The organism is Mariniflexile fucanivorans (genome assembly GCF_004341235.1).
GTDB classification, from domain to species: domain Bacteria; phylum Bacteroidota; class Bacteroidia; order Flavobacteriales; family Flavobacteriaceae; genus Mariniflexile; species Mariniflexile fucanivorans.
Map to the genome: position 1 here is coordinate 90,686 of NZ_SLUP01000001.1, position 23,025 is coordinate 113,710.

General features: G+C 33.6%; 19 protein-coding genes and 1 tRNA gene. 4 read left to right on the top strand and 16 right to left on the bottom strand.

Going from position 1 to position 23,025, the window contains the following annotated elements; genetic code table 11:
• Nucleotides 1-69: 69 nt before the first annotated feature.
• Together EV196_RS00395 and EV196_RS00400 are read right to left on the bottom strand one after the other, a co-directional pair.
• Entirely contained in the window at nt 70-1,149 is a 1,080-nt protein-coding gene (locus tag EV196_RS00395; protein WP_132213758.1) for a mannose-1-phosphate guanylyltransferase, read from the bottom strand.
• A 120-nt stretch (nt 1,150-1,269) separates the two neighbouring features.
• Nucleotides 1,270-1,863 (bottom strand): SprT-like domain-containing protein, encoded by a 594-nt coding sequence (locus EV196_RS00400; protein ID WP_132214964.1) that lies wholly within the window; start codon nt 1,861-1,863, stop codon nt 1,270-1,272.
• A 95-nt stretch (nt 1,864-1,958) separates the two neighbouring features.
• On the opposite strand from EV196_RS00400, the gene EV196_RS00405 reads away from it, so the two are divergent.
• Nucleotides 1,959-2,387 carry a DUF4174 domain-containing protein gene (locus EV196_RS00405; protein ID WP_165876071.1) on the top strand — a complete coding sequence of 143 codons (429 nt, stop codon included), beginning with the start codon at nt 1,959-1,961 and terminating at the stop codon, nt 2,385-2,387.
• A 10-nt stretch (nt 2,388-2,397) separates the two neighbouring features.
• Here the strand turns inward: EV196_RS00405 and EV196_RS00410 are convergent, their stop codons facing one another.
• Complete coding sequence (locus tag EV196_RS00410; RefSeq protein ID WP_132213760.1) at nt 2,398-3,033, bottom strand: HAD family hydrolase; 636 nt, start codon at nt 3,031-3,033, stop codon at nt 2,398-2,400.
• Between the two features lie 136 nt (nt 3,034-3,169).
• Between EV196_RS00410 and EV196_RS00415 the strand changes: the two genes are divergently transcribed.
• The gene (locus tag EV196_RS00415) at nt 3,170-3,748 is read left to right on the top strand and encodes a hypothetical protein (protein WP_132213762.1); all 579 of its coding nucleotides are present in this window, start codon (nt 3,170-3,172) and stop codon (nt 3,746-3,748) included.
• Nucleotides 3,749-3,758: 10 nt separating this feature from the next.
• Here EV196_RS00415 and EV196_RS00420 read toward each other — a convergent pair whose 3' ends face one another.
• The 6 genes from EV196_RS00420 to porU all read right to left on the bottom strand — a co-directional run bounded on the left by EV196_RS00420 (nt 3,759) and on the right by porU (nt 13,413).
• Nucleotides 3,759-4,442 carry an SDR family NAD(P)-dependent oxidoreductase gene (locus tag EV196_RS00420; protein WP_132213764.1) on the bottom strand — a complete coding sequence of 228 codons (684 nt, stop codon included), beginning with the start codon at nt 4,440-4,442 and terminating at the stop codon, nt 3,759-3,761.
• Nucleotides 4,443-4,534: 92 nt separating this feature from the next.
• Nucleotides 4,535-6,184, bottom strand: coding sequence for a pyruvate dehydrogenase complex dihydrolipoamide acetyltransferase (locus EV196_RS00425; RefSeq protein ID WP_132213766.1), 1,650 nt, complete (start codon nt 6,182-6,184; stop codon nt 4,535-4,537).
• Between the two features lie 3 nt (nt 6,185-6,187).
• On the bottom strand, nt 6,188-7,186 hold the full coding sequence (gene pdhA, locus EV196_RS00430) for a pyruvate dehydrogenase (acetyl-transferring) E1 component subunit alpha (RefSeq protein WP_132213768.1): 999 nt from the start codon (nt 7,184-7,186) through the stop codon (nt 6,188-6,190).
• Nucleotides 7,187-7,488: 302 nt separating this feature from the next.
• The gene (cdd, locus tag EV196_RS00435; RefSeq protein WP_132213770.1) at nt 7,489-7,971 is read right to left on the bottom strand and encodes a cytidine deaminase; all 483 of its coding nucleotides are present in this window, start codon (nt 7,969-7,971) and stop codon (nt 7,489-7,491) included.
• A 314-nt stretch (nt 7,972-8,285) separates the two neighbouring features.
• The gene (gene porV / locus EV196_RS00440; protein WP_132213772.1) at nt 8,286-9,494 is read right to left on the bottom strand and encodes a type IX secretion system outer membrane channel protein PorV; all 1,209 of its coding nucleotides are present in this window, start codon (nt 9,492-9,494) and stop codon (nt 8,286-8,288) included.
• A 34-nt stretch (nt 9,495-9,528) separates the two neighbouring features.
• Entirely contained in the window at nt 9,529-13,413 is a 3,885-nt protein-coding gene (gene porU, locus EV196_RS00445; RefSeq protein ID WP_132213774.1) for a type IX secretion system sortase PorU, read from the bottom strand.
• A 264-nt stretch (nt 13,414-13,677) separates the two neighbouring features.
• Between porU and gldJ the strand changes: the two genes are divergently transcribed.
• A complete protein-coding gene (gldJ, locus tag EV196_RS00450; RefSeq protein WP_207902797.1) occupies nt 13,678-15,366 on the top strand; it encodes a gliding motility lipoprotein GldJ in 1,689 nt (562 codons plus the stop codon).
• 167 nt (nt 15,367-15,533) lie between these two features.
• Nucleotides 15,534-16,811, top strand: a complete 1,278-nt coding sequence (locus EV196_RS00455) for a UDP-N-acetylmuramoyl-tripeptide--D-alanyl-D-alanine ligase (RefSeq protein WP_132214968.1) — start codon at nt 15,534-15,536, stop codon at nt 16,809-16,811.
• A 237-nt stretch (nt 16,812-17,048) separates the two neighbouring features.
• Here the strand turns inward: EV196_RS00455 and EV196_RS00460 are convergent, their stop codons facing one another.
• From EV196_RS00460 to nhaD, 7 genes are all read right to left on the bottom strand, one after another.
• Nucleotides 17,049-17,819: a LuxR C-terminal-related transcriptional regulator gene (locus EV196_RS00460; RefSeq protein ID WP_132213778.1), complete on the bottom strand. Its 771-nt coding sequence runs from the start codon at nt 17,817-17,819 to the stop codon at nt 17,049-17,051.
• Between the two features lie 125 nt (nt 17,820-17,944).
• Nucleotides 17,945-18,022: transfer RNA gene (locus EV196_RS00465), tRNA-Val, on the bottom strand.
• 62 nt (nt 18,023-18,084) lie between these two features.
• On the bottom strand, nt 18,085-19,302 hold the full coding sequence (locus EV196_RS00470) for a bifunctional folylpolyglutamate synthase/dihydrofolate synthase (RefSeq protein WP_132213780.1): 1,218 nt from the start codon (nt 19,300-19,302) through the stop codon (nt 18,085-18,087).
• Nucleotides 19,303-19,305: 3 nt separating this feature from the next.
• Complete coding sequence (locus EV196_RS00475; protein WP_132213782.1) at nt 19,306-20,151, bottom strand: energy transducer TonB; 846 nt, start codon at nt 20,149-20,151, stop codon at nt 19,306-19,308.
• Nucleotides 20,152-20,215: 64 nt separating this feature from the next.
• Complete coding sequence (locus EV196_RS00480) at nt 20,216-20,608, bottom strand: ExbD/TolR family protein (protein ID WP_132213784.1); 393 nt, start codon at nt 20,606-20,608, stop codon at nt 20,216-20,218.
• Between the two features lie 3 nt (nt 20,609-20,611).
• Complete coding sequence (locus EV196_RS00485; protein ID WP_132213786.1) at nt 20,612-21,316, bottom strand: MotA/TolQ/ExbB proton channel family protein; 705 nt, start codon at nt 21,314-21,316, stop codon at nt 20,612-20,614.
• Nucleotides 21,317-21,474: 158 nt separating this feature from the next.
• Nucleotides 21,475-22,866, bottom strand: a complete 1,392-nt coding sequence (gene nhaD / locus EV196_RS00490) for a sodium:proton antiporter NhaD (RefSeq protein ID WP_132213788.1) — start codon at nt 22,864-22,866, stop codon at nt 21,475-21,477.
• Nucleotides 22,867-23,025: the final 159 nt, after the last annotated feature.

The window sequence follows — 23,025 nt, forward strand, 5'->3', positions numbered from 1 at the left end:
ATTTACAATTAGCTTCGAATATATTCAAATTCAATGTTTGTTAATTAACGTTACAAACTACACATTGAACTACCCAAGGTGATTCCCAAATTTATCCTTTACCTTTTGAAGCACTTTTTTAATATCTTGTTCTTTTGTCTTTGGGTAAATTAACAATACTTCTTCTTTATCAACTATAATATAATCTTGCAAGCCATCAACCACTACAATTTTATCTTTTTTAGTTCTAATCATGTTACCCGAAGCATCTTCTGCCAAGGTTTTAGCATGAACTACGGCATTGCCCACCTCATCTTTATCTAATTTGTCGTATAAACTACCCCAAGTTCCTAAATCGTTCCAGTCAAATTCTGCAGCAATGACGAATACATTTTTAGAGGTTTCCATAATAGCATAATCTACCGAAACATTTTCTGCTTTTGGATAGTTTTCTTTTATAAAATCACTTTCCGAATCCGTGTTATATGTTGAAACACCTGTTTCAAATAAGGCGTATAATGATGGTTGATTGGTTTTAAAAGCTTCAATAACCGTTTTAACGTTCCACATAAAAATTCCGGCATTCCATAAAAAATTACCTTGTGCTATAAATTGCTTAGCAGTTTCGTAATCTGGCTTTTCTCTAAATTGATTTACGGGTTTTATAACATTAGAAGTTGCTTTATCAAATTCTATATAACCATATCCTGTATTTGGGAAGGTTGGTTGAATACCGAGCGTCATTAACGCATTGTTTTCTCCACAAAAATCGAAAGCCTGTTGCACGTTTTTAGAGAAGGTAGTTTCATCTTCAATCCAATGGTCGCTTGGTGCCACAATCATAACCGCATCTGGATTTTCCTTTTGAATTTTTAATGAAGCATATAAAATACATGGTGCTGTATTTCGCATTGCAGGTTCTAAAACCACTTGGCGTTGTTTTACTTCTGGTAACTGTTCCAATACCAAATCATTATAACGCTCGTTGGTTAATATGAATATGTTTTCTTTAGGAATTAATCTAGACAACCTTTGAAAGGTTTTTTGAATTAGTGTATCACCCGTTCCTAACATATCGTGAAACTGTTTTGGAAATGCTTCGGTACTTACTGGCCAAAACCTTGAGCCCACTCCTCCTGCCATTAATATGGCGTAATAATTTTTATTCATTTTTTTGTTTTTTTGATGTTCTGCCACTAATGCACGAATATTATTTACCTACATTCTTTATTAAAAGTGACATCACAAAATTCATATTTATATCAATTTGCTGTGACTGAAACGGAAAACTTATATCAAATCCACCTCGGCATTTGGGTTAAAAAGATAGGTACGTCCTGTTTTTACCTCAACACACTCAAACCGTTTGGTTCGCTGTGCTCCTTTTTTAAATATTTTGCCATTGTATATTTTAAATGTTTGCCCTAAAGGTACTTCAAAAATAAAGATTTTATTATTAGGTTCGTCAAATTGCTTCAATGCTAACGCTAATATAACATCGCTATCGCTAGATGCTTTAGGATTTTTAAAATGTTTTGCTAAAAGTGGCAGCAATTGTATGGGGAAAATTTCTGGGTTTAAAAACGGCAACATTAAATGTTGAAATGTTTTTTTCCATTCAACCCCATGAGGCTTTATAAAACGTCCATAAGTGTTATATGCTTCAAAATGAGCGATTTCATGAATTAAAGTGATTAGAAATCTATATTCGTTTAAATTGGAATTAATAGTAATTTGATGTTTACCATTAGGCAAACGCATATAATCACCATGACGTGTTTTACGTTCGTTTTTAATTTTTACTGCCAAATGCTCGTGTTCTAAAAGTTTTAAAACTTGTGGCATCGCTTTTGGCGAAATGTAATCTTGAAGTTTGTTTTGCATCGCTACAAAAATACAGGAATTCTTTAAAGTAGAAAGGATTGATTTTCTCAAAAAAAATGATGAACTTAGCTAAAACCCAATAGTTTTTCCATAAAATGAAATACATAAAATTATTAATGGTTATTCTCTCCCTTTTTAAAGCAAATGTGACTTATGCTCAAACTATGGATACCCACAAATGGAATGACAGGTTGATTTTAATTTTAATCGATCAGGAGGCCAATGAAAACTACAATCCCCAGCTTACCGAATTTAAAAAGCACATTAAAGGTTTAATTGAACGAAAAGTGGTTATCTATCATATTAAACCAGATGCTTTTAAAAAAGGTTTGAACAATACCAACTGGCAGCAAGAAAAAACGGTATATAAATTTTATAAAAAAACAGATGAACCTTTTGAAATTGTTTTAGTTGGTCTTGATGGTAGCGTTAAATTGAGACAAACAGAAATTTTACCCTGTAAAAACTTGTTTTCAATCATTGATTCCATGCCTATGCGGAGGTATGAAGAAAACAAGAAATAACGTTTACCAACTATAATAACTTTAAAAGCGCATCCATATTATTAAAAATTCTTGTTGCTTCTCCTTCTAACTCATTATTATAGTCGTGCGCTGTAAACCCGAACACATCAAAACCTCCAGCATTAGCCGCTTTTACACCCGACAAGCTATCTTCTATAACTAAGCATTCTTCAGGCTTAAAACCCATTGTTTCTGCTGCCCATAAAAATACAGCTGGGTCTGGTTTCCATTTTTGGATGGCATAACAACTAAAAATCTTGTTTTCAAAATAGGGCAACAAGCCACTTAGCTGTAGATTAAGTTTTATTTTATCTTCAGGTCCGCTAGAAGCTACACAAAAAGGTATGTTTAAATTAATTAATACATTTTTAATACCATCAACTGGTTTCATGCTTTTTTTAAAAGCTTCAAAACTTTGTTTTCTGTAATCGTCTTCAAAAGTATCTTGCAACGGTTTTTTGGTAAGTTTTGAAATTTTTTCAATACATGCATTCATAAAACTACCTTTAAAATGTTTCATACCGTAAGCCAAATCAATATTAGCGCCATAAGTATTTGCCATATCCACCAATATTTGAATGCTTATGGGCTCGCTGTCTACCAAAACACCATCGCAGTCGAAAATTATGCATTTATATTTACTCATAAATTAGTTTTTTGTGAATCAAAAATATTGAAGTATTTAGATATAAGCATCTTCAAAAGAAAATATTTCAAAATAAAAAATATATAGTAATGTTTCCAAAAAAATCAATAATATTACGTCATTTAAAATGAGCGATATGTCTTCTAAAATTTATGGGTATTTTTTTATAGCAACTACAATTTTATTATTATTTTCAAATATTACAAATGCACAACCAAAAAAAGGTGAGTTTATTCAAGGTTCAATAGGTTTGGGAATGAGTGCTCCTTATGAAGAATATAATATAATGGGTACTGGTTTTTATGCACAGGCTGAATACGTATATGCATTTAAAAAATGGCTTGGGGTAAGGCCTTATGCCGGATTTATATCAACAACCCCTAGCGAAAGTGGTACCGACACCAACTTATCCGAATACAGAGTAACCTCTAAAGCTTTTTTATTAGGTGGAAAAGCACGTATATGCGCACCCATACCTTGGGTAGCTCCCTATTTTGAATTGGGTATTGGACTTTCAGCAGGTTCTTTTGAAACGTATACACCCACTGATAATATAAAAGAAAACGGAGTATTAATGCATATTCCTGTTACTCTTGGACTAGCATTGGGAAAAGATAATGGTGTTGAAGTTGCCTTTACTTATTATTATCATCCTACTATAAACCAATTTAGTGGAGCTGCAGCGATAGGATTATCTTTTCCAATAAACAGATAACAACTGTAAATTAAGGCGTTGAATTAGATACCTGCAACAACTTACCATTATAATATTTATGTCCGTTAAGGGAAAAATCGAAAATATATTGCGCCATTTCTATAGCGGTAGTTGATGCGATATAACCTGGAAAAGCTTCTTCGAGCATTTCGGTTTGAACAGCTCCTAATGCCAACACATTAAACGAAATTCCAAAGGCTTTATATTCTTCGGCTAATAATTCGGTTAAGGTAATTACTGCAGCTTTACTAGAACTGTAAGCCGCCAAACCAGGAAACTTCATACTCCCTTGTACACCACCCATAGAACTGATGGTTACTACATGACTTTCTTTTTTCATGAATGGTAAAACGATTCGTGTTAATTCGGCAACTCCAAATACGTTGGTTTTATAAACGTTTTCAAAATCTTCCATAGAAATTTCCGAAAACGGTTTATTGACTAATGCACCCGCATTGTTAATTAAAACATCTACGTGCTCCCAATCGCTATCAATAAAATCTTCAACTTTTTTATAGGCTTGAGCATCATTCAAATCAAACGAAAATGATGTCACATTAGCTAGTTTTAAACTTTGAATCGGTTTTTCATTCCGCGAAAGCGCTAAAACTTGATGGCCAGCTTTGGCAAAAATTTGTACCAACTCATAGCCAATACCTCTGCTTGTACCTGTTATTATTATGTTTTTACCCATGCTTTATTCGAGTTTAAATATGAAAAAAAACCTGTTTCAATTATTATGAAACAGGTTTAATATAATGAGATTTCTGCCTGCGCAGGAAATAATTACACTAACATAGTTACAGGATTTTCAATGTATCCTTTCAACGTTTGAAGGAACATCGCTCCTGTAGCACCATCAACGGTTCTGTGATCGCATGCTAAAGACAATTTCATAGTGTTTCCAACTACTATTTGTCCGTTTTTAACCACTGGTTTTTCAACAATATTTCCAACAGAAAGAATCGCTGAATTTGGTTGATTAATAATAGACGTAAATGTATCTATACCAAACATACCTAAATTAGAAACAGTAAACGTACTACCTTCCATTTCGGCAGGCGTTAATTTTTTGTTTTTAGCTTTTCCAGCAAGGTCTCTAACAGCTGCTCCTATTTGAGGCAATGATTGCTCATTTGCAAATTTAACCACTGGCACAACCAATCCGTCTGGAACTGCTACTGCTACTCCAATATGCACATGGTTGTTCAAGCGCATTTTATCTGCAAACCACTGTGAGTTTACTTGTGGGTGTTGTTTTAATGCTAAAGCACATGCTTTTACCACAATATCGTTATAAGATATTTTAGTATCTGGAATGGTGTTGAATTGTGTACGGAATGCAATCGCGTTTTCCATATCAAATTCCACACTTAAATAATAATGGGGTGCAGAAAACTTGGAATTTGTTAATGCTTTTGCAATGGCTTTACGCATTTGAGAGTTAGGAACATCTTCAAAATCTTCTTGACCCGTTGGTAAGAACTTACCAACTGATGCTCCAGCGGCTGTTGCAGCAGGAACAAAATTCTCTACATCAGTTTTTACAATACGTCCATTTTCACCAGAACCTTGCACTTGTGATAAATTAATACCTTTTTCCTCAGCTATTTTTTTAGCTAATGGCGATATAAATAAACGTCCGTTAGAAGATGCTGTGGCAACTGGTTTTGTTGGTTTTGCTTCTGCTTTAGGAGCCTCGGCTTTAACTTCAGCTTTAGGAGCTTCTTGCTGTTTTGGAGCTTCTTCTTTCTTAGCGGCTGGTGCTGCTGTTGAAAAATTAGCGGCAACTCCAGAAACATCTGTTCCTGCAGGCCCAATAATAGCTAATAAAGAATCAACTTTAGCAGATTCTCCTTCTTGTAATCCTATATATAGTAAAGTACCAGATTGGAATGATTCAAATTCCATCGTCGCTTTATCTGTTTCAATTTCTGCTAGAATATCACCTTCAGATACATTATCACCTACTTTTTTAAGCCATGTAGCAACTGTACCTTCTTCCATGGTATCACTTAAACGTGGCATAGTAACTACTATAACACCTTCTGGCAATTCTGCTTTAGCTGGAGCTTCTTCTTTTGCAGGAGACTCTTCAGCTTTTTCTGTTTTAGCGGGTGTTTCTTCTTTAGCTTCAGGAGCAGCAGCTTCTTTAGAAGTATTGCCTCCACCATTTAACAAGCCGGAAATATCTTCACCTTCTTCACCAATAATAGCTAAAAGTTCATCAACCTTAGTAGTTTCGCCTTCTTGAATACCAATATAAAGTAATGTGCCTTCATGAAATGATTCGAATTCCATGGTTGCTTTATCAGTTTCAATTTCAGCTAAAATATCGCCTTCAGTAATTTTATCTCCAACTTTTTTTAACCAAGTAGCGACTGTTCCTTCTTCCATCGTATCGCTTAAACGCGGCATATTAATAATTTCTGCCATAACTTATATTTTGTGTTTAATAAATGGATAATCTTCTTGTTCGTAAACCATATCATAAAGTTGTTGTGGTTCTGGATATGGTGATTCGTCTGCGAATTTTTCACATTCTGTCACTAAATCTTTTACACGTTTATCAATAACTTTTAGATCGTCTTCGGTTGCGTATTTTTTATCAAGAATAACCTCTTTAATTTGGGTGATTGGGTCGATTTTTTTATATTCTTCAACCTCATCTTTCGTTCTATAATGTTGAGCATCACTCATTGAATGACCTCTATAACGATATGTTTTTAATTCTAAGAATGTTGGTCCGTCACCACGACGTGCACGTTGAATAGCTTCATCAAATGCTTCAGCCACTTTAATAGGGTTCATCCCATCAACAGGGCCACATGGCATATTATATCCTAAACCTAATTTCCAGATTTCGGTATGATTTGCAGTACGTTCTACCGATGTTCCCATCGCATATCCGTTGTTTTCACAAACAAATACAACTGGAAGGTTCCAAAGCATTGCCAAGTTAAATGTTTCATGAAGCGAACCTTGTCTTGCAGCACCATCACCAAAACAACATAATGTTACACCATCAACATCGTGGTATTTATCACCAAAAGCTATACCTGCACCTAAAGGAATTTGACCTCCTACAATACCATGGCCACCATAAAAACGGTGTTCTTTTGAGAAAATATGCATAGAACCACCCATACCTTTAGATGTTCCTGTAACTTTTCCATATAATTCTGCCATAACACGTCTTGGGTCTACACCCATACCAATTGGTTGTACGTGATTTCTATAAGCAGTAATCATTTTATCTTTAGTCAAATCCATAGCGTGTAAAGCACCTGCTAATACGGCTTCTTGACCATTGTATAAATGAAGAAATCCTCTTACTTTTTGTTGAATGTAAACGGCTGCAAGTTTGTCTTCAAACTTTCTCCAGAATAACATGTCTTCGTACCATTTGAGGTAAACCTCTTTTGTGATTTTTTGCATTGACTCCTTTTAAATTTTAATTACGTGAAACATCCAAAACTAAATTTTGTTGCTCAACAAAATGATTATTTGAACGCACCAATTTATTCATTGAAAAAAAATATTTTTTAACACATGAATTACAAAAGTAATACATTGTAGGTTATTGCAAAAATGCAATCCGCTTAAAGTCTAAAAAATATAAAAAAAAATAGCACTTTATATTCTAAATTGCTTAATTACTAATTTTTGATAACAAAAATTGATGTATTGAAAATTTCAAACGTTTAAATTATCTGAAAAACCATCAAATACATAAATAATTATAATACAGATTTATCAAAAATAAACGGTAATAAGTTAGCTAATGACATTGATTTTGCGATTTTACCTGTTTCACCCATAAAATAAATTTCGATAGGTGTTTCTTGCTTCACTTCATATTCGGCTATAGCTTGCCTACAAGCTCCACATGGCGGAATGGGGCTTTGTGTTGGTTTGTTTTTTGAAGTTGCTGAAATTGCCATTCTTAGCACTTTAGCATTTGGATATTGAGATCCTGCATAATAAATTGCAGTGCGTTCGGCACATAAACCAGATGGATAGGAGGCATTTTCTTGATTGCTTCCTATAATAATCTCACCGTTATCCAAAAGTATGGCTGCACCTACATTGAAATTTGAATAAGGCGCATAGGCTTTATCTCTAGCTTCAAAAGCTTTTTGCATTAAAACTGCTGCCTCATTAGGAAGTTCATCAAAAGTTTCAAAAACGTAAAATGTAGATTCAATTTTCACTTCCTTCATATATTTTCTTTTTTATAAAGTTATAAAACTATTTGAATGTGTGTGCGATTTAACTTTATTTTTATAACACTGAATATTAACAAATTAAAAAAAAATGCATGAATGATAGCAGCAAAAACCTATTTAAATTCGGAAATTCAAAACACCTTTCGACTGTACTTAAGGTGACAAGCGTTGATATTATTGGCAAATTCGCAATTAAATATAACATCTAATGTAAAACTCACTTTATTTTAAACAAAAAAACTATTGCGATTTGCAATAGTCTTTTTAGATGTTTTGATTTTCACTTTGTGTGAATTGAAAAGCTTTCGTTAATACTCACGATATTCTCCCGCTCCAATATTAAGCGTTATTGAAAAACGCAATGTACTATCTAAAGGACTCTGTACTTTTGATGCCGAAAATAAATATGCTAAATCTATGTTTACAACATTCGCTTTAAAACCCGCTCCTAATGTAAAAAATTTTCTTGCACCTTTTTCCTCAGCTTCATTGAAATAACCTCCTCTAAAAGCAAAAGAATCTTGATATACATACTCTGCACCTAATGAATAAGTAAACTCTTTTAATTCTTCACTAAAACCATCTGGCGCATCTCCAAACGATTGAAACATACCTTGTAAAAAACCTACATCAGGATCTTTACCTTTAACTATAACAACATCTTCAGAAGCGCTATCATACTCACCATTATCGTTAGAATCAACAAATCCATAAATTGGAGGTGTTGGCACCAATAATTTAGTAACTTCGGCAGTAACTGCTATTTTATTGTATTGATCGAATATAAAATCGAATCCTGCTCCTAAACGTAAATTAGTTGGTTGAAAGTTTTCTGACCCTCCTTCATCGTATGTGAATTTAGGGCCTATATTTTGAAGTGCAAAACCCATTCTCCATCGTCCATTAAAATCAGCATAAGCCTCTTCTTCACTTTGATAGTATCCTGAAATATCAACCCCAAAAGAATTCGCTGATTTAGCATCTATATTTTCGTCGTAATTAAGTCTCAAGTCAGAACGCAAATACCTCATAGCAACAGACATAGCGAATTGGTCGCTTAATTTTAAGGCATATGAAACATCTAACGCCAACTCATTTGGTTTTACTGTTTCTATAGGATTGCCCGAAATATCGGTAAGTTCAATATTACCTAAACCAAAATATTTAAAACTTGCTGCAAACGCACTACGCTCATCTAAACGATTGAAATAAGTTACATAACCTACTCCAATATCATTAACTAGTTTTTTTAAGTACGGTGTATAACTCAAAGAAATACCCGATTTTGTTTCTGAAAACACATATTTTGAAGAATTCCATTGTTGCGAAAAAGCATCAACAGAAGTTGCAACCCCCATATCGCCCATACCAGCTGCTCTAGCATCTGGTGCAATCAATGTAAATGGCATGCCTGTGGTTATAACTCTTCTATCTTGATTTGGAAAAGTAATAGTTTCTTGTGCGTTTACTTTTAAAACAAAAACAAATGCGATAATTAGTAATACTTGATTCTTCATGAATTAAATTTAGTTTGACAAATATAAATCTTTATTAGAGTATAACAAGTTTCTCTATTTTTTCTACTTTTTTATTTAATAAGTCGGATTGTACCGTTAGTTTGTAAATATACACACCTTTTCCTATTCTATCTCCAAAATCGTCTCTACCATCCCAAACAATATCTCTTGATAAGGAACTGTTTATAATGTTACCACCCGATGTTTGTCCGTTTAAAGTTCTAACCAGTTTCCCAGATACGGTGAATATCTGTATAGAAACGTTTAAAGATGTAGAACTATTGTGATTGAACCAAAATTCGGTATAATTTACAAACGGATTTGGATAATTTAATACGTTGTTTATTTGTAAAACCTCGTCCTCGTCATACACAATGAATTGAATTTCAGATATTGAGGAATTATTATACACATCCCAAGCTTTAATTGTTAAAGTATGCAACCCAGGCTCTAAATCTCGAAATGGGAAACTCACCACGCCTTTTTGGTAATCATCAACTTCGGTTTGGTAGTAATCGTTCAAAACATAAGGGTTTGTTTCATCACCATCTAAAATAGCTACAATGTCGTGCCCTACACCACTGGCCGTATTTATGCCGTTTGCATCTTCTAATTTTGCCAATAATGTAGGCGATTCGTTGGTAATGCCACCAGACACAAAGTTTTCATCGTTCATGTAAAGTGTAATAACGGGGCCAATATTATCTTCTTCGGCATCGCTGTTCAATCCGCCAATTTTAACGGTGTTAACGCTTGCACCTGCTTGATCATCCAATAAGGCTTCATTTTTTGAATAAAAACTCACTTTTCCGAATCCAACAGGGATGCTAATATCTTTTGGCACGACAAAATCAAATTCAAATTGTCCATTTTTAACGGATGCTTGTCCTCTAAAAATAATTTCACCAAGTGTTTTAAAATCCAGTTTTACTAAACTACCATTTAACGTCGTTCCATCATTTGCTAACGTCTGTCTATCAATATCTTTATCATAAATAGTCACAGATAATGTTCCACTATAATCCGTAAGTAAATTTCCTGAAATATCGGTTACTTCCCCGGCTAATTTCACATAACTTAAAGCTTTTAAAGTATCGGTTGATTGTGCAATAGGCAAATCATTAATTTTTGTAAGTTGAATATTTGGCTTCGGAAATGCCAATTTCATAGCGGGATCTCCTATGAAAAAGATGAGACGGTTTTGACTTTGACCCGCTAATGAAGGGTTGTTTTTTGCCAATCTTAAAGCCTCAGCCATAGATGGGTATTCATAATCTGCATAGGCATCATCATCACTGTACGAAAACAGATATTGTCCTAATAAATTATTAAACGAAATAGCAAAACTCACAAATATTTGTCTGGTTGTAGTAATTAAACCAATGGCTCCTGCTTGTTTATTCCAATAAGTAAATTCGCCCGCAGTTTCTTTGTATGGGTTATCGAACTTTGTAAATTCGCAAGTTACGGTTACAAAGCAATTATATTTATTAAAATTACGAAAGTCTTCAATATCCGTCTTTAATAGAATACGTTCTTGGGCCAACCCATCTTCACCACCATGTCCAAAATAATTTATAACCAATGCACCATTATCAATAGCATTTACAAACTCGGTAGTTACTTGCGGGTATCTATTCCCTCCAGCTGAAGTTTCTTGTTTATAAGCATCCGAATGAATTTTCACCACATTCATAAAAGGTTTATTCGTACTAACCAAATTACCTATATTATCGGTGGTTTCTTCCAAAATACCTTCCCAATCTTTATCAACATCATCAGAAACAACTACAAAATTATTTCGCCAGCTACCAAACGATTCTTTATCATAATAGGATACCACTTTATCCACCAACCCTTTGGCACGTTGCGGAGTATCTGCCAACACTCTACCAACAGCAATATCAAGTCTATCACTGGTTCCCAATGTGCCTTCATTAGTATCCATCATACCATAAAAATCGTCAGAAACAAACGAACTTGTTAAGTTAAAACTACCGTAAGAATGCCATGTAGGCACTATATTTGTGTTATTTGACACTCTATCTTTATAGTCGAAAGAACCATCGCCAAATAAGCACAGATATTTTATTCTTTTCTCAGGAGCACTTGCATTATCGTATACATATTTCACCAAATTACGAATAGCACCAATATCTTGATTGCCTGTACTAAATTCATTATAAATTTCATCTAAACCATAAACCTTTACATTTAAATTGTATTGGTTTCTGTTTATTTGCGCCAATCGTTCTGCTTGGGTAAGCATGTTATCTGGTGCCACTATAATATAATCAACATCTTGAAATTCACCTTGATTATTTAAAAACACCGTACCTTTTATATTCTGATTGCTTATGGTTGTTTTAGAGTCGAATTTAGGCTCAAAATAATCTTTTGAAGTTACAGCAACATAGGTTTTTAAAACACCCATGGCGGCGGTAAACGTAAAATTTGGAGCAGCATCTGTATTTAATGTATTGGATACATTATAAATATCCGTCACATCCCAAACTTCTGAAAGTTGCGATGCATTTGCTATGGTATATTGTCCAATACCTGTTGCCAAAGACACCGCACTATTTTTAAATTGAAATTGCTTATCACTAAAGTTTAAAGCACGAGTAGCCTCAATAGAAATAAAATCTAAATACCCCAAAGCACTGGGGTTTCCTTGCTTATCGTAATTTAAACCTACCGTTATTTTTGGCGTACTTACATTAACGATGTTATTGTAAATAGATTCGTTTGCCAAACTTGGGCTTGATGCACCTGAAATGGACATTGTAGATACAGCAGCACCATTTACTGTTAATTTCATTGAGGTTTGGGTAGACGACACTGCTGCTACATAAACCTTTAAACGAATAGGTGTTGTTGTTACTAAATCCGGAAAATCGAAATTAAATGTTTTGTTGGTATCTACATCAAATCGGTCTCCAAACCAACGTCTTCCTAATAAAGCGATGTTATATTCATCTACTTCATGAAACTTATAATCTTCAAACGAGTTAATTACTAAATCGACATTACCACTAGGTTGCACAAATGGCTGAATACGCTTACCTGTACCAGAACTTACATTTATATAATAATAGGTTTTATCTGTATAACAATTAATATTGGTAATACTTTCCGAGTTATAACCTCTTGGCCCTTCAGCATAAAATAAAATATAATCTTCATTATTAAAAACACCATCTGCTTCACCAACAAACTTAATCGCATTTTCTTCAACATCAAAAGGATAAGCAACCGCATTTGAATACGGAATCATCCCTCCACCATTACCATATAATTTAATAGTTCTTGGATCTACATCATTCACTTTCACACCCAAACGCTGTAAAAAACTTTTCGACAACTTAAAAACACCTGTAGTATCTACATAAAAACGAAACCACTCGCCCGTACTTAACACCGAATTTGTAACGGCGTTCGTACTACTTATTTTATTTAATGAAGAAATCCTGTTTGAGTTTCCGCCAGAAGTATAATTGATTTGAAAAGAGGTCACTTTTTTATAAGTTCCGTTCGTTTCCTTTATAATGGGCACTAATTGAAAAACCGCAAATTGCTTATCTCTTGCTACCGAATTTTTTAAACTGAAAGTTAATTGGTTTGGAATGGTATTAATATCCAAATCCTTTAAGTCGTTTTTGGAAATAGATGCATAGGAAACATTACTAACCGTAATTGAAGCTTCGTTTACCGTATTTGAAATAGCAAATTGTGCAACAAACTGCAAACCTTCATCAAAACCAAAACTAAAATTCTCTTCATTGAACGACGGGATTTCTAAAGAATAAGACCCACCAGAAATCTGCTTAGACGACTCCCAATTAACAGTAAAATTTTGTTGTTGTGCAAACACAACAGAGCAACTAATATATAGTAAAAGTAAAATTTTCTCTTTCATGTGCTAAAATAACGTCATTAATGTCGTGTTATTATTAAATAAATAACAAAATTAAAAACTGTAGCAAAAATACAATAATAAATTAGTAAATAGTGCGTTAATATAACTCAAATGAACGGTGGAAAACGGCCAAAACATCGTTATAATGACTGAAAAATAGGGTGAAATACACTTTTTTTTAGATAAAATGAAAAAAATAGCTTGTGGTGTTCGGTTTAATTCTTATATTGCACCACCAAAAATATTATTAGCTTACTTAAACGTATGGATATGAAAAAAGTAGTAGCATTCAAGGTTTTATTAGTTTTAGCGTTAACTATAGCTGCAACTGGTTGTAAAAAATCTTCGAGTTCAAAGAATAGTTCTAGAGCTACCGGATGGGATATTAACTCCAGAGAAGGTGGTTTTCAGTACAACACTGATTTTAAAGAACAAGAAACCTCTCCAGGACTGGTATTTGTTGAAGGAGGAACTTTCACAAAAGGTCGTGTACAAGATGACGTGATGCACGATTGGAACAACACACCCAACCAACAGCACGTTCAATCTTTTTACATGGACGAAACAGAGGTTACCAATGCTATGTACATGGAGTATTTAGATTGGATTAAACGTGTTTACCCACCATCAGACGAGAATTTTAGAGCCATTTATCATGGTGCCCTACCTGATACACTGGTGTGGAGAAACCGATTAGGTTACAATGAAGTAATGACAGAAAATTATTTACGTCACCCAGGTTATGGCGAATACCCTGTTGTTGGTGTAAGCTGGATTCAAGCTGTTGAATTTGCCAATTGGAGATCAGATCGTGTTAACGAATATAATTTAGAGCAAGCAGGTTACTTAAAACGTGATGCTAAAATAGTTGACGTTGGTCCTGAATCTACTTTTAGCACCGATACCTATATCAACGCACCTACATTAACATACGGTGGCAATGAAGAAGTTATTAACCCTGATAAAGGTAATAAAAGATATGTTAGAACAGATGCCGATGGTAACGAATCTAACATTTATGCAACCAAAGAAACAGGTATCATTACACCTAAATACAGACTCCCAACCGAAACAGAATGGGAATATGCCGCTTTAGGATTGAGTGAAATAAGAAGTTACAATTTATACCGTGGTCGTAAAAAATACCCATGGGATGGACAATATACACGTGACGGCTCTCGCAAGAAAAGAGGTGACCAATTAGCAAACTTTAAACAAGGAAAAGGAGATTACGGCGGAATCGCGGGATGGTCTGACGATGGTGCAGATATCACAAATGCTGTTAAATCTTATGCTCCAAACGATTTTGGTTTATATGACATGGCTGGTAACGTTGCAGAATGGGTTGCCGATGTTTACAGACCTATAATTGATGATGAATTCAATGATTTTAATTACTACCGTGGAAACGTTTATACTAAAAATGCTATTAGTGAAGATGGTTCTGTAAAAGTAGTAACTGTTGATGATATTGTTTACGATACTTTATCAAACGGTAAAATAGTAGCAAGAAATTTACCAGGTGAAATATTACAAGTACCTGTTGATGAAAATGAAACTTATTTACGTACCAATTTTGATAAGAGTGACGAAATAAACTTTAGAGACGGAGATAAACGATCATCTCGTCGTTTTGAAAGTTTCAATGAAGAAGATGAAAATGGTGAAATTTCTCAAACCAGCAAAATGTATAACTCACCTAATAATGTTATTACTAGAGATTCAGCAGGAAATATAATTAGAGAATATGACAAATCTAATAACAGATCTTCTTTAATAAACGATGAAGTAAGAGTTTACAAAGGTGGCTCTTGGAAAGATAGAGAGTATTGGTTAGACCCAGCACAAAGACGCTATTTCCCTCAAGATATGGCTACCGATTACATAGGATTTAGATGTGCTATGTCTCGCGTAGGTTCAAAATCTAAAGACAATAGCAAAAAGAAGAATTAAGAACTTCATATAAATAATTAAAAAAGTCCTAGCAAATGTTAGGACTTTTTTTATACATTTAATTTTGAAACTTAACACCATTTCATCTTTTGAAATGAGCCAGAATAACTTTAAAAACAAGAGTAAACTGTTTAATGGCAAATAGTAAAACAAATAAGCATTACCCGATGAAAATAGAACAACTCCATCAACTTTTCTTAGAGTGCCAAAGCGCATGTACCGATACTAGAAAAATTAAAATTGACGATATGTTTTTTGCCCTTAAAGGCGACAATTTTAATGGAAACACTTATGCAGAACAAGCCATACAAAATGGTGCCAAATATTGTATTGTTGATGAGACTGAGTTTAACACATCAACCCAAACTATTTTAGTGAATGATGTACTTGAAACACTTCAAGCATTGGCAACATTTCATCGAATATTTTTAAATATCCCTATTATTGCACTAACAGGTAGCAATGGAAAAACTACCACCAAAGAACTTATAAACGCTGTTCTTTCGCAAAAATACATCACCACTGCAACTGTTGGCAATCTAAACAATCATATAGGCGTTCCTTTAACTCTTCTTTCAATGACTAAAAACACAGAAATTGGCATTGTTGAAATGGGAGCAAACCACCAAAAAGAAATTGAATTTTTATGTAGTATTGCAAAACCAGACTATGGCTATATCACCAATTTTGGCAAAGCACATTTAGAAGGTTTTGGAAGTGTTGAAGGTGTTATTAAAGGAAAAACCGAATTATATAATTTCTTAATAGAAAATAACAAAACCATATTTGTAAATGGCAACGATGTCATTCAAATGGAAAAAAGCAAGCATGCTAACACATTCTCGTTTGGAAACAATGCAAATTTTAATATTAAAATTGAATTTATTGAAGCACAACCTAATGTAAAGGTTCGTTACAATAATCTTATTATTGAAAGCCATTTAATAGGCGAATACAATTTCAACAATATTGCTGCTGCCGTTTGTATTGGTCATTATTTTAAAGTTGAAGATTCATCCATAAAAACAGCTATTGAAGCCTATATACCTAACAACAACCGCTCGCAAGTTTTAACTAAGGGTTCTAATAAAATAATTTTAGATGCTTACAACGCAAACCCTACTAGCATGCAAGCAGCTTTATTAAATTTTGAAAAATTAAACGATACTAACAAAATTGCTTTTTTGGGTGATATGTTTGAATTAGGACAAGATGCTGAGGTGGAACATCAAAATATTATAAACTTAATTGAGAATCTGAACTTTCAAGCTGTATTAATTGGTGAAAATTTCAATAAAACAACAATCAATTCAAATAAAGTGTCAATTTTTAAAAATTTTGATGCTTTTAAGAATGAGTTTGATACTTCAAAACTAACAAACCATACCCTGCTAATTAAAGGCTCTCGTGGTATGGCTATGGAACGTATATTGGAAATGCTCTAGCTTATTTAAAAAATTTTATATCACAAAAAAGCACCTATATCATATTATAAAAATAATACAACTAGGTGCTTTCTCTTTTTAATTCTCCCTAAGAACTAATTAATAGCATAACAAATATGCACTATTAAGAACAGGCTTGCAATACTCAATTTGAGTATTGAGATAAGATTTTCGTTAAAATACAATCATATTCTTTAACATTCTTTATTTGTAGCTGTATCTTACAGTTATTGAAAGTTAAATGATACTTGAATTCATTTTTAATACTGCAATTAGTTCTCCTGTTGAAGAAATGTTTAATTTTTTAAGAATATTACGTCTATGTGTATCTACCGTATTCGAACTAATATTTAATTTTTTGGCAATCGCCTTACTGGAATGGTTTAAAACAAGTAACCGTATAATATCGCGTTCCCTATTGCTAACAATATCTGTTAATAGCTTTTGAGAAAAATTATTAAAGTACTTAGTTTCATACTCATTATTGTCATTTAATAGTTTTGCAGATGCACAAATTTCCATTTTTATTCTAGAATCAAGTACCGTGTAATGTGCTAAACCAATTATCGGCTTATCATTTCTATCAAATTCTATAGGTGTTGTGTTTTGAATGATATTTACATACTCATCATCAGCATTTTTAATACGATAATTCCATGTGTAACTCATTCTACTTCTATCTTCTAAGGCTATTTCATTTAACGTGAAATTCATTAATTCGTTTAAAGCTTGCAACCAAGACTCAATATCTTCAGGATGCATTCTACCCCAAAAATACCGCATACCTTGTGTTACAAATAAGTCCTTACTTAAACCCAAGCATGAAGACATATTCTTACTAATGTATTCAAACGTTAAATCCCTTGTGTTAGTGATACAGAAAAATGTGGAACTATAGGGCAAGTAAGCATCCAATTCTATAATTTTTTGAACGTGCTCTTCCAAAGAAGGATGGTCGTACGACTTGAAAACTTCTTTATAAATACCCTTTATATCACTAATTTGCATATATAAAAATTAATCTATGACTATGAGATTGATGTGAAGATACTATTTTATAAAAAAACGAGCAAACTAAGAAACAAAAACTCTTGAAAACAAAAAATCCTAAAGCTTTCGCTTTAGGATTTTTTTGGTGGGCAATGAGGGATTCGAACCCCCGACCCTCTCGGTGTAAACGAGATGCTCTGAACCAACTGAGCTAATTGCCCTTGTTATCGGTGTGCAAATATAAGCTAGATTTTGAATCTGCAAAAACTTTTTTCAAAAAAAATTAAATTATTTCTGCTACTACAAAAGTGCTACCGCCAATAAATATAAAATCTTCTGAAGAAGCTTTATCTAAAGCATGTTTATACGCCTCATTAACAGATTCATAAGCTTCACCCTTCAGCCCACAACCATTCAATGTTATTTTTAGTTGATTTGCATCTAAACCACGCGGAATATCAGGTTTACAAAAATAGTAAGTCGCTTTTTTAGGCAATAAATCTATTATAGAGCTTAAATCTTTATCATTTACAACGCCAAAAACAATATGCAGAGCATCAAACTCTTCATTTGATAATTGTTTCATCACATAACTTAAACCATCTCTATTGTGTCCCGTATCACAAACTACTTTAGGATTCGTTTGCAATGTTTGCCAACGCCCCATTAAACCCGTGTTTTTTACAACTTTGAGCAATCCTTGTTTTATGTTTTCATATGAAATATTAAAACCTTTCTTTTGAAGTTCTTTAACCGTTTGTACTACAGTAACTATATTTTTAGATTGATAAATACCCGTTAAATCTGAAGTAAAACTTTCTGTTTTTTCTTTATCAGCAAATACAATATTTGCATTATTTTTTTTTGCCAATTCACTAAATACAGATGTGGTTTCCGTTTGTGTTTCACCTATAATTACGGGAATATTGGGCTTTATGATACCGCCTTTTTCAAAAGCAATAGCTTCGAGTGTATTACCAAGATATTGTGTATGATCAAAACCTATATTAGTTATAACGGATACTTCGGGAACAATAATATTTGTGGAATCTAACCTGCCACCCATACCAACTTCAATAACGGCGATATCTACTTTTTCTTTTGAAAAAAATTCAAATGCCATACCTACGGTCATTTCAAAAAAAGACAGCGAATTGGTTTCAAAAAACAACTTATGCTTCTTTATAAACCTTGTTACAAATTGTTTGCTTACAACTTTACCATTAATCTTTATACGTTCTCTAAAGTCTTTTAAATGTGGTGAAGTATATAAACCCACTTTATAACCCGCTTCTTGCAAAATAGATGCTAACATGTGGCTTGTAGAACCTTTTCCATTAGTTCCAGCGACATGAATGGATCTAAAACCTTTCTCTGGGTGTTTTAGTTCTTCTGCTAGTTTTATGGTATTGGATAAATCTTTTCTGAATGCAGATTGACCTTGCCTTTGATACATTGGCAGTTGTGAAAACATCCAATTTAATGTATCTTGATACGTCATGAATTATTGAGATAATGAGAATCTATATATTATTCTTCCAACTTGTTTTGATTGTCCATTTAAATCCGGTTCCCATCTAGTTTTTAGTGCAGCTTCTTTCGCTTTTGTCAATAAACAGGAAGCTATATTTGTAGAACCTCTTACTCCTGGTGTAGCTTTAATCACTTTACCATTTACATCGACTTCAACACTAACAAAAACTAAACCTTCTTCATTACAATCATATTCTGGTTTTGGACTATTTAAAGGTTTTCTTTTCCCTAATTGGTAATCACCATTTCCACCACTACTCCCGTTGCCGGTGTTCCCATTTGCATATGGATCGCCGTCCGTCCTCCCTTTATCTCCCGCTTTATTATCATTGCCTTCACCGCCAGTTGCTGTTCCTTTGGAATTAACAATCCCACCTACTAAAGCATCGTTTTTTCTTTTAATCTCTTCCTGTCTCTGCTTTTCTTTAGCTACCCTTTCGGCTTCCGCTTTCGCTTTAGCATCAGCATCAGCTTTTGCTTTTGCTTCAACTGCTTTTTGCTTTTTTATAGCTATTTCTTCTGCATTATCTGCCGTTAAAACTTCTTCTCTTGTTTCAGCCGCTTTTGTAGGTTGTGTTTTTGTAACTTCTGGTTCAGCGGGACGATTAATATCCAACGGTTCCGATTTTATAGGTTTTAAAGGTTGAACAGTGCCCGAACCAAATTCGGTAGTTCCAAAATTTACTTCCATACCATATTCTTCTGGCGGATCCATATATTTGGTGCCAACAACAAACAATAACAGCAAAATAATAACAGAAATTAATGCTGTTAATTTTGCTGAGTCTCTTTCATGTTTGGTTTGTAAATACTTCATGTAGGCTTGTTAATTTCTTCAATTAGTTCAAACTAAAATCGTGCCGTTTTACGCATAAAGCGTATTATTCAGGCTTTACAGCTAAAATGACTTTTAACTTATTTCTGTTGGCAATGTCCATGACCTTAACCACATTTTCAATAGGTACCGATTTTTCGGCTCTCAACACAATGGTTGGTTTTTCTTCTGAAGCTAATGCAGCTAATAATTCGGACTCTAAAACACTTTCACCTACGCGACGTTGGTCTATATAATAGGTTAAATCTTCCTTAATGCTTACTGCAATAGATTTTTTGTTTTCGGTTTTTCCACTGGCTTTTGGTAATAAAATATCAATAGCGTTTGTGGTTACCAACGTAGAGGCGAGCATGAAGAAAATCAATAACAGAAACACAATATCTGTCATAGATGCCATACTAAACTCTGGCGTTATTTTATTTCTACCTTTTAAATTCATTTGTTATGTAGGTTCATTTAAATGATCTAAAAACTCTAGCGAATTAGCTTCCATTTGATAGACAACTTTATCGGTTTTTACAACTAGATGATTGTACGCCATATATCCAACAATACCAACAATTAAACCGGCAACGGTTGTTGTCATAGCTGTATATAACCCATCGGCAAGTAGTTTAATATCTATTTGACCTCCTGAGTTTGCAATTTCAAAAATGGATAAAATCATACCTATAACCGTTCCTAAGAATCCAATCATAGGGGCTGCTCCAGAAATAGTTGCTAGAATACTCACATTTTTTTCTAAACCGTAAACTTCTAGCCTACCTGCATTTTCAATAGCGGTATTAATATCGGCTAAAGGTTTTCCAATTCTTGAAATTCCCTTGCCTATTAATCTTGACACGGGTGAATTCACTTGTGCACATAATATTTGTGCAGAATCTATTTTACCATGGGATACATGGTCCTTTATTTGATTCATGAAATTAGCATCAATTTTTGAGGCTGCTTTAATAGCGAACAAACGTTCAAAATAAATATAAATAGCACCTACCAACATTAAAAACAGTAATGCAATGATAACTTGTCCTGCTACGCCACCACTACTAATTAATTCTATAATAGAAAGTGTTTTTTCAACGGGTTGCTCTGTATCGGGAAGCATCTCTACACCTTCTTGTGTTGTTTGTAATAATATGTTTAACATATAATTTGTGTTTCTTGGTTTTTAAAACGCTGATTTTTGGGCAAAATTATATTAAAAAAATAAGGTAGAGGTATTTTAGTGTATATTTTAGTAAAAATTAACCCTTTCAGCGATAAAAAACGCTGAAAGGGTTAAAAATTTATATTACTTTAAAATTCCTAAAACCACGTTCTAGTCACCATAAAGGTAGCGCATCCTAAAAGGAAACCTACTAAAGCTAACCAAGAGATTTTTTTAAGATACCAGAAGAAATCTATTTTTTCCATTCCCATAGCAACAACTCCAGCTGCTGAACCAATAATTAACATACTACCTCCAGTACCAGCAGAAAAAGCCACAAAATGCCAAAGTTCATTATCAATTGGTTCAGAGAACATACCCAAACTAGCCGCAACTAACGGCACGTTATCTATAACAGCAGAACCTACTCCTAATAATATCATTACCAAATCGGAAACACCTGTATGATGTAATTCAGTACCCAACATAGGCATACCTTCTTTTAAAGACTCAGCAAAACCGAACAATATTCCTAAAGATTCCAAAGCAGCAACTGCCATTAGGATACCCAAAAAGAATAATATACTTGGTAATTCGATTTTTGACAATGAATGGTGCACTGGACTGTGATGTGCATGAGCATCACTTGCTTGCGAATCTGCACTAGATATACTAAATTTAGAATTACTATAAACCTCAGCAAAAACGGCTACTACACCCAAAGACAACATCATACCAACATAAGGAGGTAAATGTGTTACTGTTTTGAATATAGGCACAAATACAATAGCGCCTAAACCTAGATACAGCATGATAGCACTATATTTAGATTTCCTTTTCTCCACGACTTCTTCAATTTCCAAATCACCTTTAAAAACCGGTAAAAAGGAAGCAATTAATGTTGGAACTGCCATACACACAAAGGATGGCAACAATAAATACCCCATTAAATGACCCGTTGATACTTTTTTACCTATCCATAACATGGTTGTTGTAACATCTCCAATAGGAGACCAAGCACCACCTGCATTGGCGGCAATAATGATTAAACCTGCATACCAAATACGAATATCTCTATCTTTTACAATTTTTTGAAGAATAGAAATAAGCACTATGGTAGCAGTAAGATTATCTATGATTGCCGATAAAATGAATGCTAAAAAGCCAAATAGCCATAATATTTTCGTTTTTTTCTTAGTTTTTACAAAGTTTTTTATGGTTGAAAATCCATCGAAATAATCAATGATTTCAACAATGGTCATCGCACCTAAAAGGAAAACCAATATTTCAGCAGTTTTTCCCAAATGATGCAATAAGGTTTCTTCCATTAAATGCATTTTTTCTTCTGGAGCGAATCCTGCAAACCCTTCTACCAAACTATGTTTTGCTGAATCGAACCAATTAGGAAAACTCTCTAACCCTAATGCTATTAATGCCCAACAAATAGCCATCATAACCAACGCGGGGATAAGTTTATCTATTTTTAGATTATGCTCTAGCGTGATAGCCAGATAACCTATTACAAATACTAAAATAATTGCTGCTTCCATAAAAAAATTTAAATTATATAAGTTGGTTTAATGCAATTTTAAAAGCGGTTGCATTAACGCCTGTTTTTAATTGGTTTTTTGTTATAAATATGCACTATTGCTCTACTAACTTTTGTTTGATATATTTAATATTATAAATCATGGACATCTATAATTTGT

Bases quoted from the DNA above. Each gene is read 5' to 3' on its own strand.
- EV196_RS00425 (WP_132213766.1), bottom strand. From the start codon at position 6,184: ATGGCAGAAATTATTAATATGCCGCGTTTAAGCGATACGATGGAAGAA.
- porV (WP_132213772.1), bottom strand. From the start codon at position 9,494: ATGAAGAATCAAGTATTACTAATTATCGCATTTGTTTTTGTTTTAAAA.
- EV196_RS00420 (WP_132213764.1), bottom strand. From the start codon at position 4,442: ATGGGTAAAAACATAATAATAACAGGTACAAGCAGAGGTATTGGCTAT.
- nhaD (WP_132213788.1), bottom strand. From the start codon at position 22,866: ATGGAAGCAGCAATTATTTTAGTATTTGTAATAGGTTATCTGGCTATC.
- EV196_RS00460 (WP_132213778.1), bottom strand. From the start codon at position 17,819: ATGCAAATTAGTGATATAAAGGGTATTTATAAAGAAGTTTTCAAGTCG.
- EV196_RS00410 (WP_132213760.1), bottom strand. From the start codon at position 3,033: ATGAGTAAATATAAATGCATAATTTTCGACTGCGATGGTGTTTTGGTA.
- EV196_RS00415 (WP_132213762.1), top strand. From the start codon at position 3,170: ATGTCTTCTAAAATTTATGGGTATTTTTTTATAGCAACTACAATTTTA.
- EV196_RS00470 (WP_132213780.1), bottom strand. From the start codon at position 19,302: ATGACGTATCAAGATACATTAAATTGGATGTTTTCACAACTGCCAATG.
- EV196_RS00475 (WP_132213782.1), bottom strand. From the start codon at position 20,151: ATGAAGTATTTACAAACCAAACATGAAAGAGACTCAGCAAAATTAACA.
- EV196_RS00395 (WP_132213758.1), bottom strand. From the start codon at position 1,149: ATGAATAAAAATTATTACGCCATATTAATGGCAGGAGGAGTGGGCTCA.
- gldJ (WP_207902797.1), top strand. From the start codon at position 13,678: ATGGATATGAAAAAAGTAGTAGCATTCAAGGTTTTATTAGTTTTAGCG.
- porU (WP_132213774.1), bottom strand. From the start codon at position 13,413: ATGAAAGAGAAAATTTTACTTTTACTATATATTAGTTGCTCTGTTGTG.
- EV196_RS00480 (WP_132213784.1), bottom strand. From the start codon at position 20,608: ATGAATTTAAAAGGTAGAAATAAAATAACGCCAGAGTTTAGTATGGCA.
- pdhA (WP_132213768.1), bottom strand. From the start codon at position 7,186: ATGCAAAAAATCACAAAAGAGGTTTACCTCAAATGGTACGAAGACATG.
- EV196_RS00405 (WP_165876071.1), top strand. From the start codon at position 1,959: ATGAAATACATAAAATTATTAATGGTTATTCTCTCCCTTTTTAAAGCA.
- cdd (WP_132213770.1), bottom strand. From the start codon at position 7,971: ATGAAGGAAGTGAAAATTGAATCTACATTTTACGTTTTTGAAACTTTT.
- EV196_RS00485 (WP_132213786.1), bottom strand. From the start codon at position 21,316: ATGTTAAACATATTATTACAAACAACACAAGAAGGTGTAGAGATGCTT.
- EV196_RS00455 (WP_132214968.1), top strand. From the start codon at position 15,534: ATGAAAATAGAACAACTCCATCAACTTTTCTTAGAGTGCCAAAGCGCA.
- EV196_RS00400 (WP_132214964.1), bottom strand. From the start codon at position 1,863: ATGCAAAACAAACTTCAAGATTACATTTCGCCAAAAGCGATGCCACAA.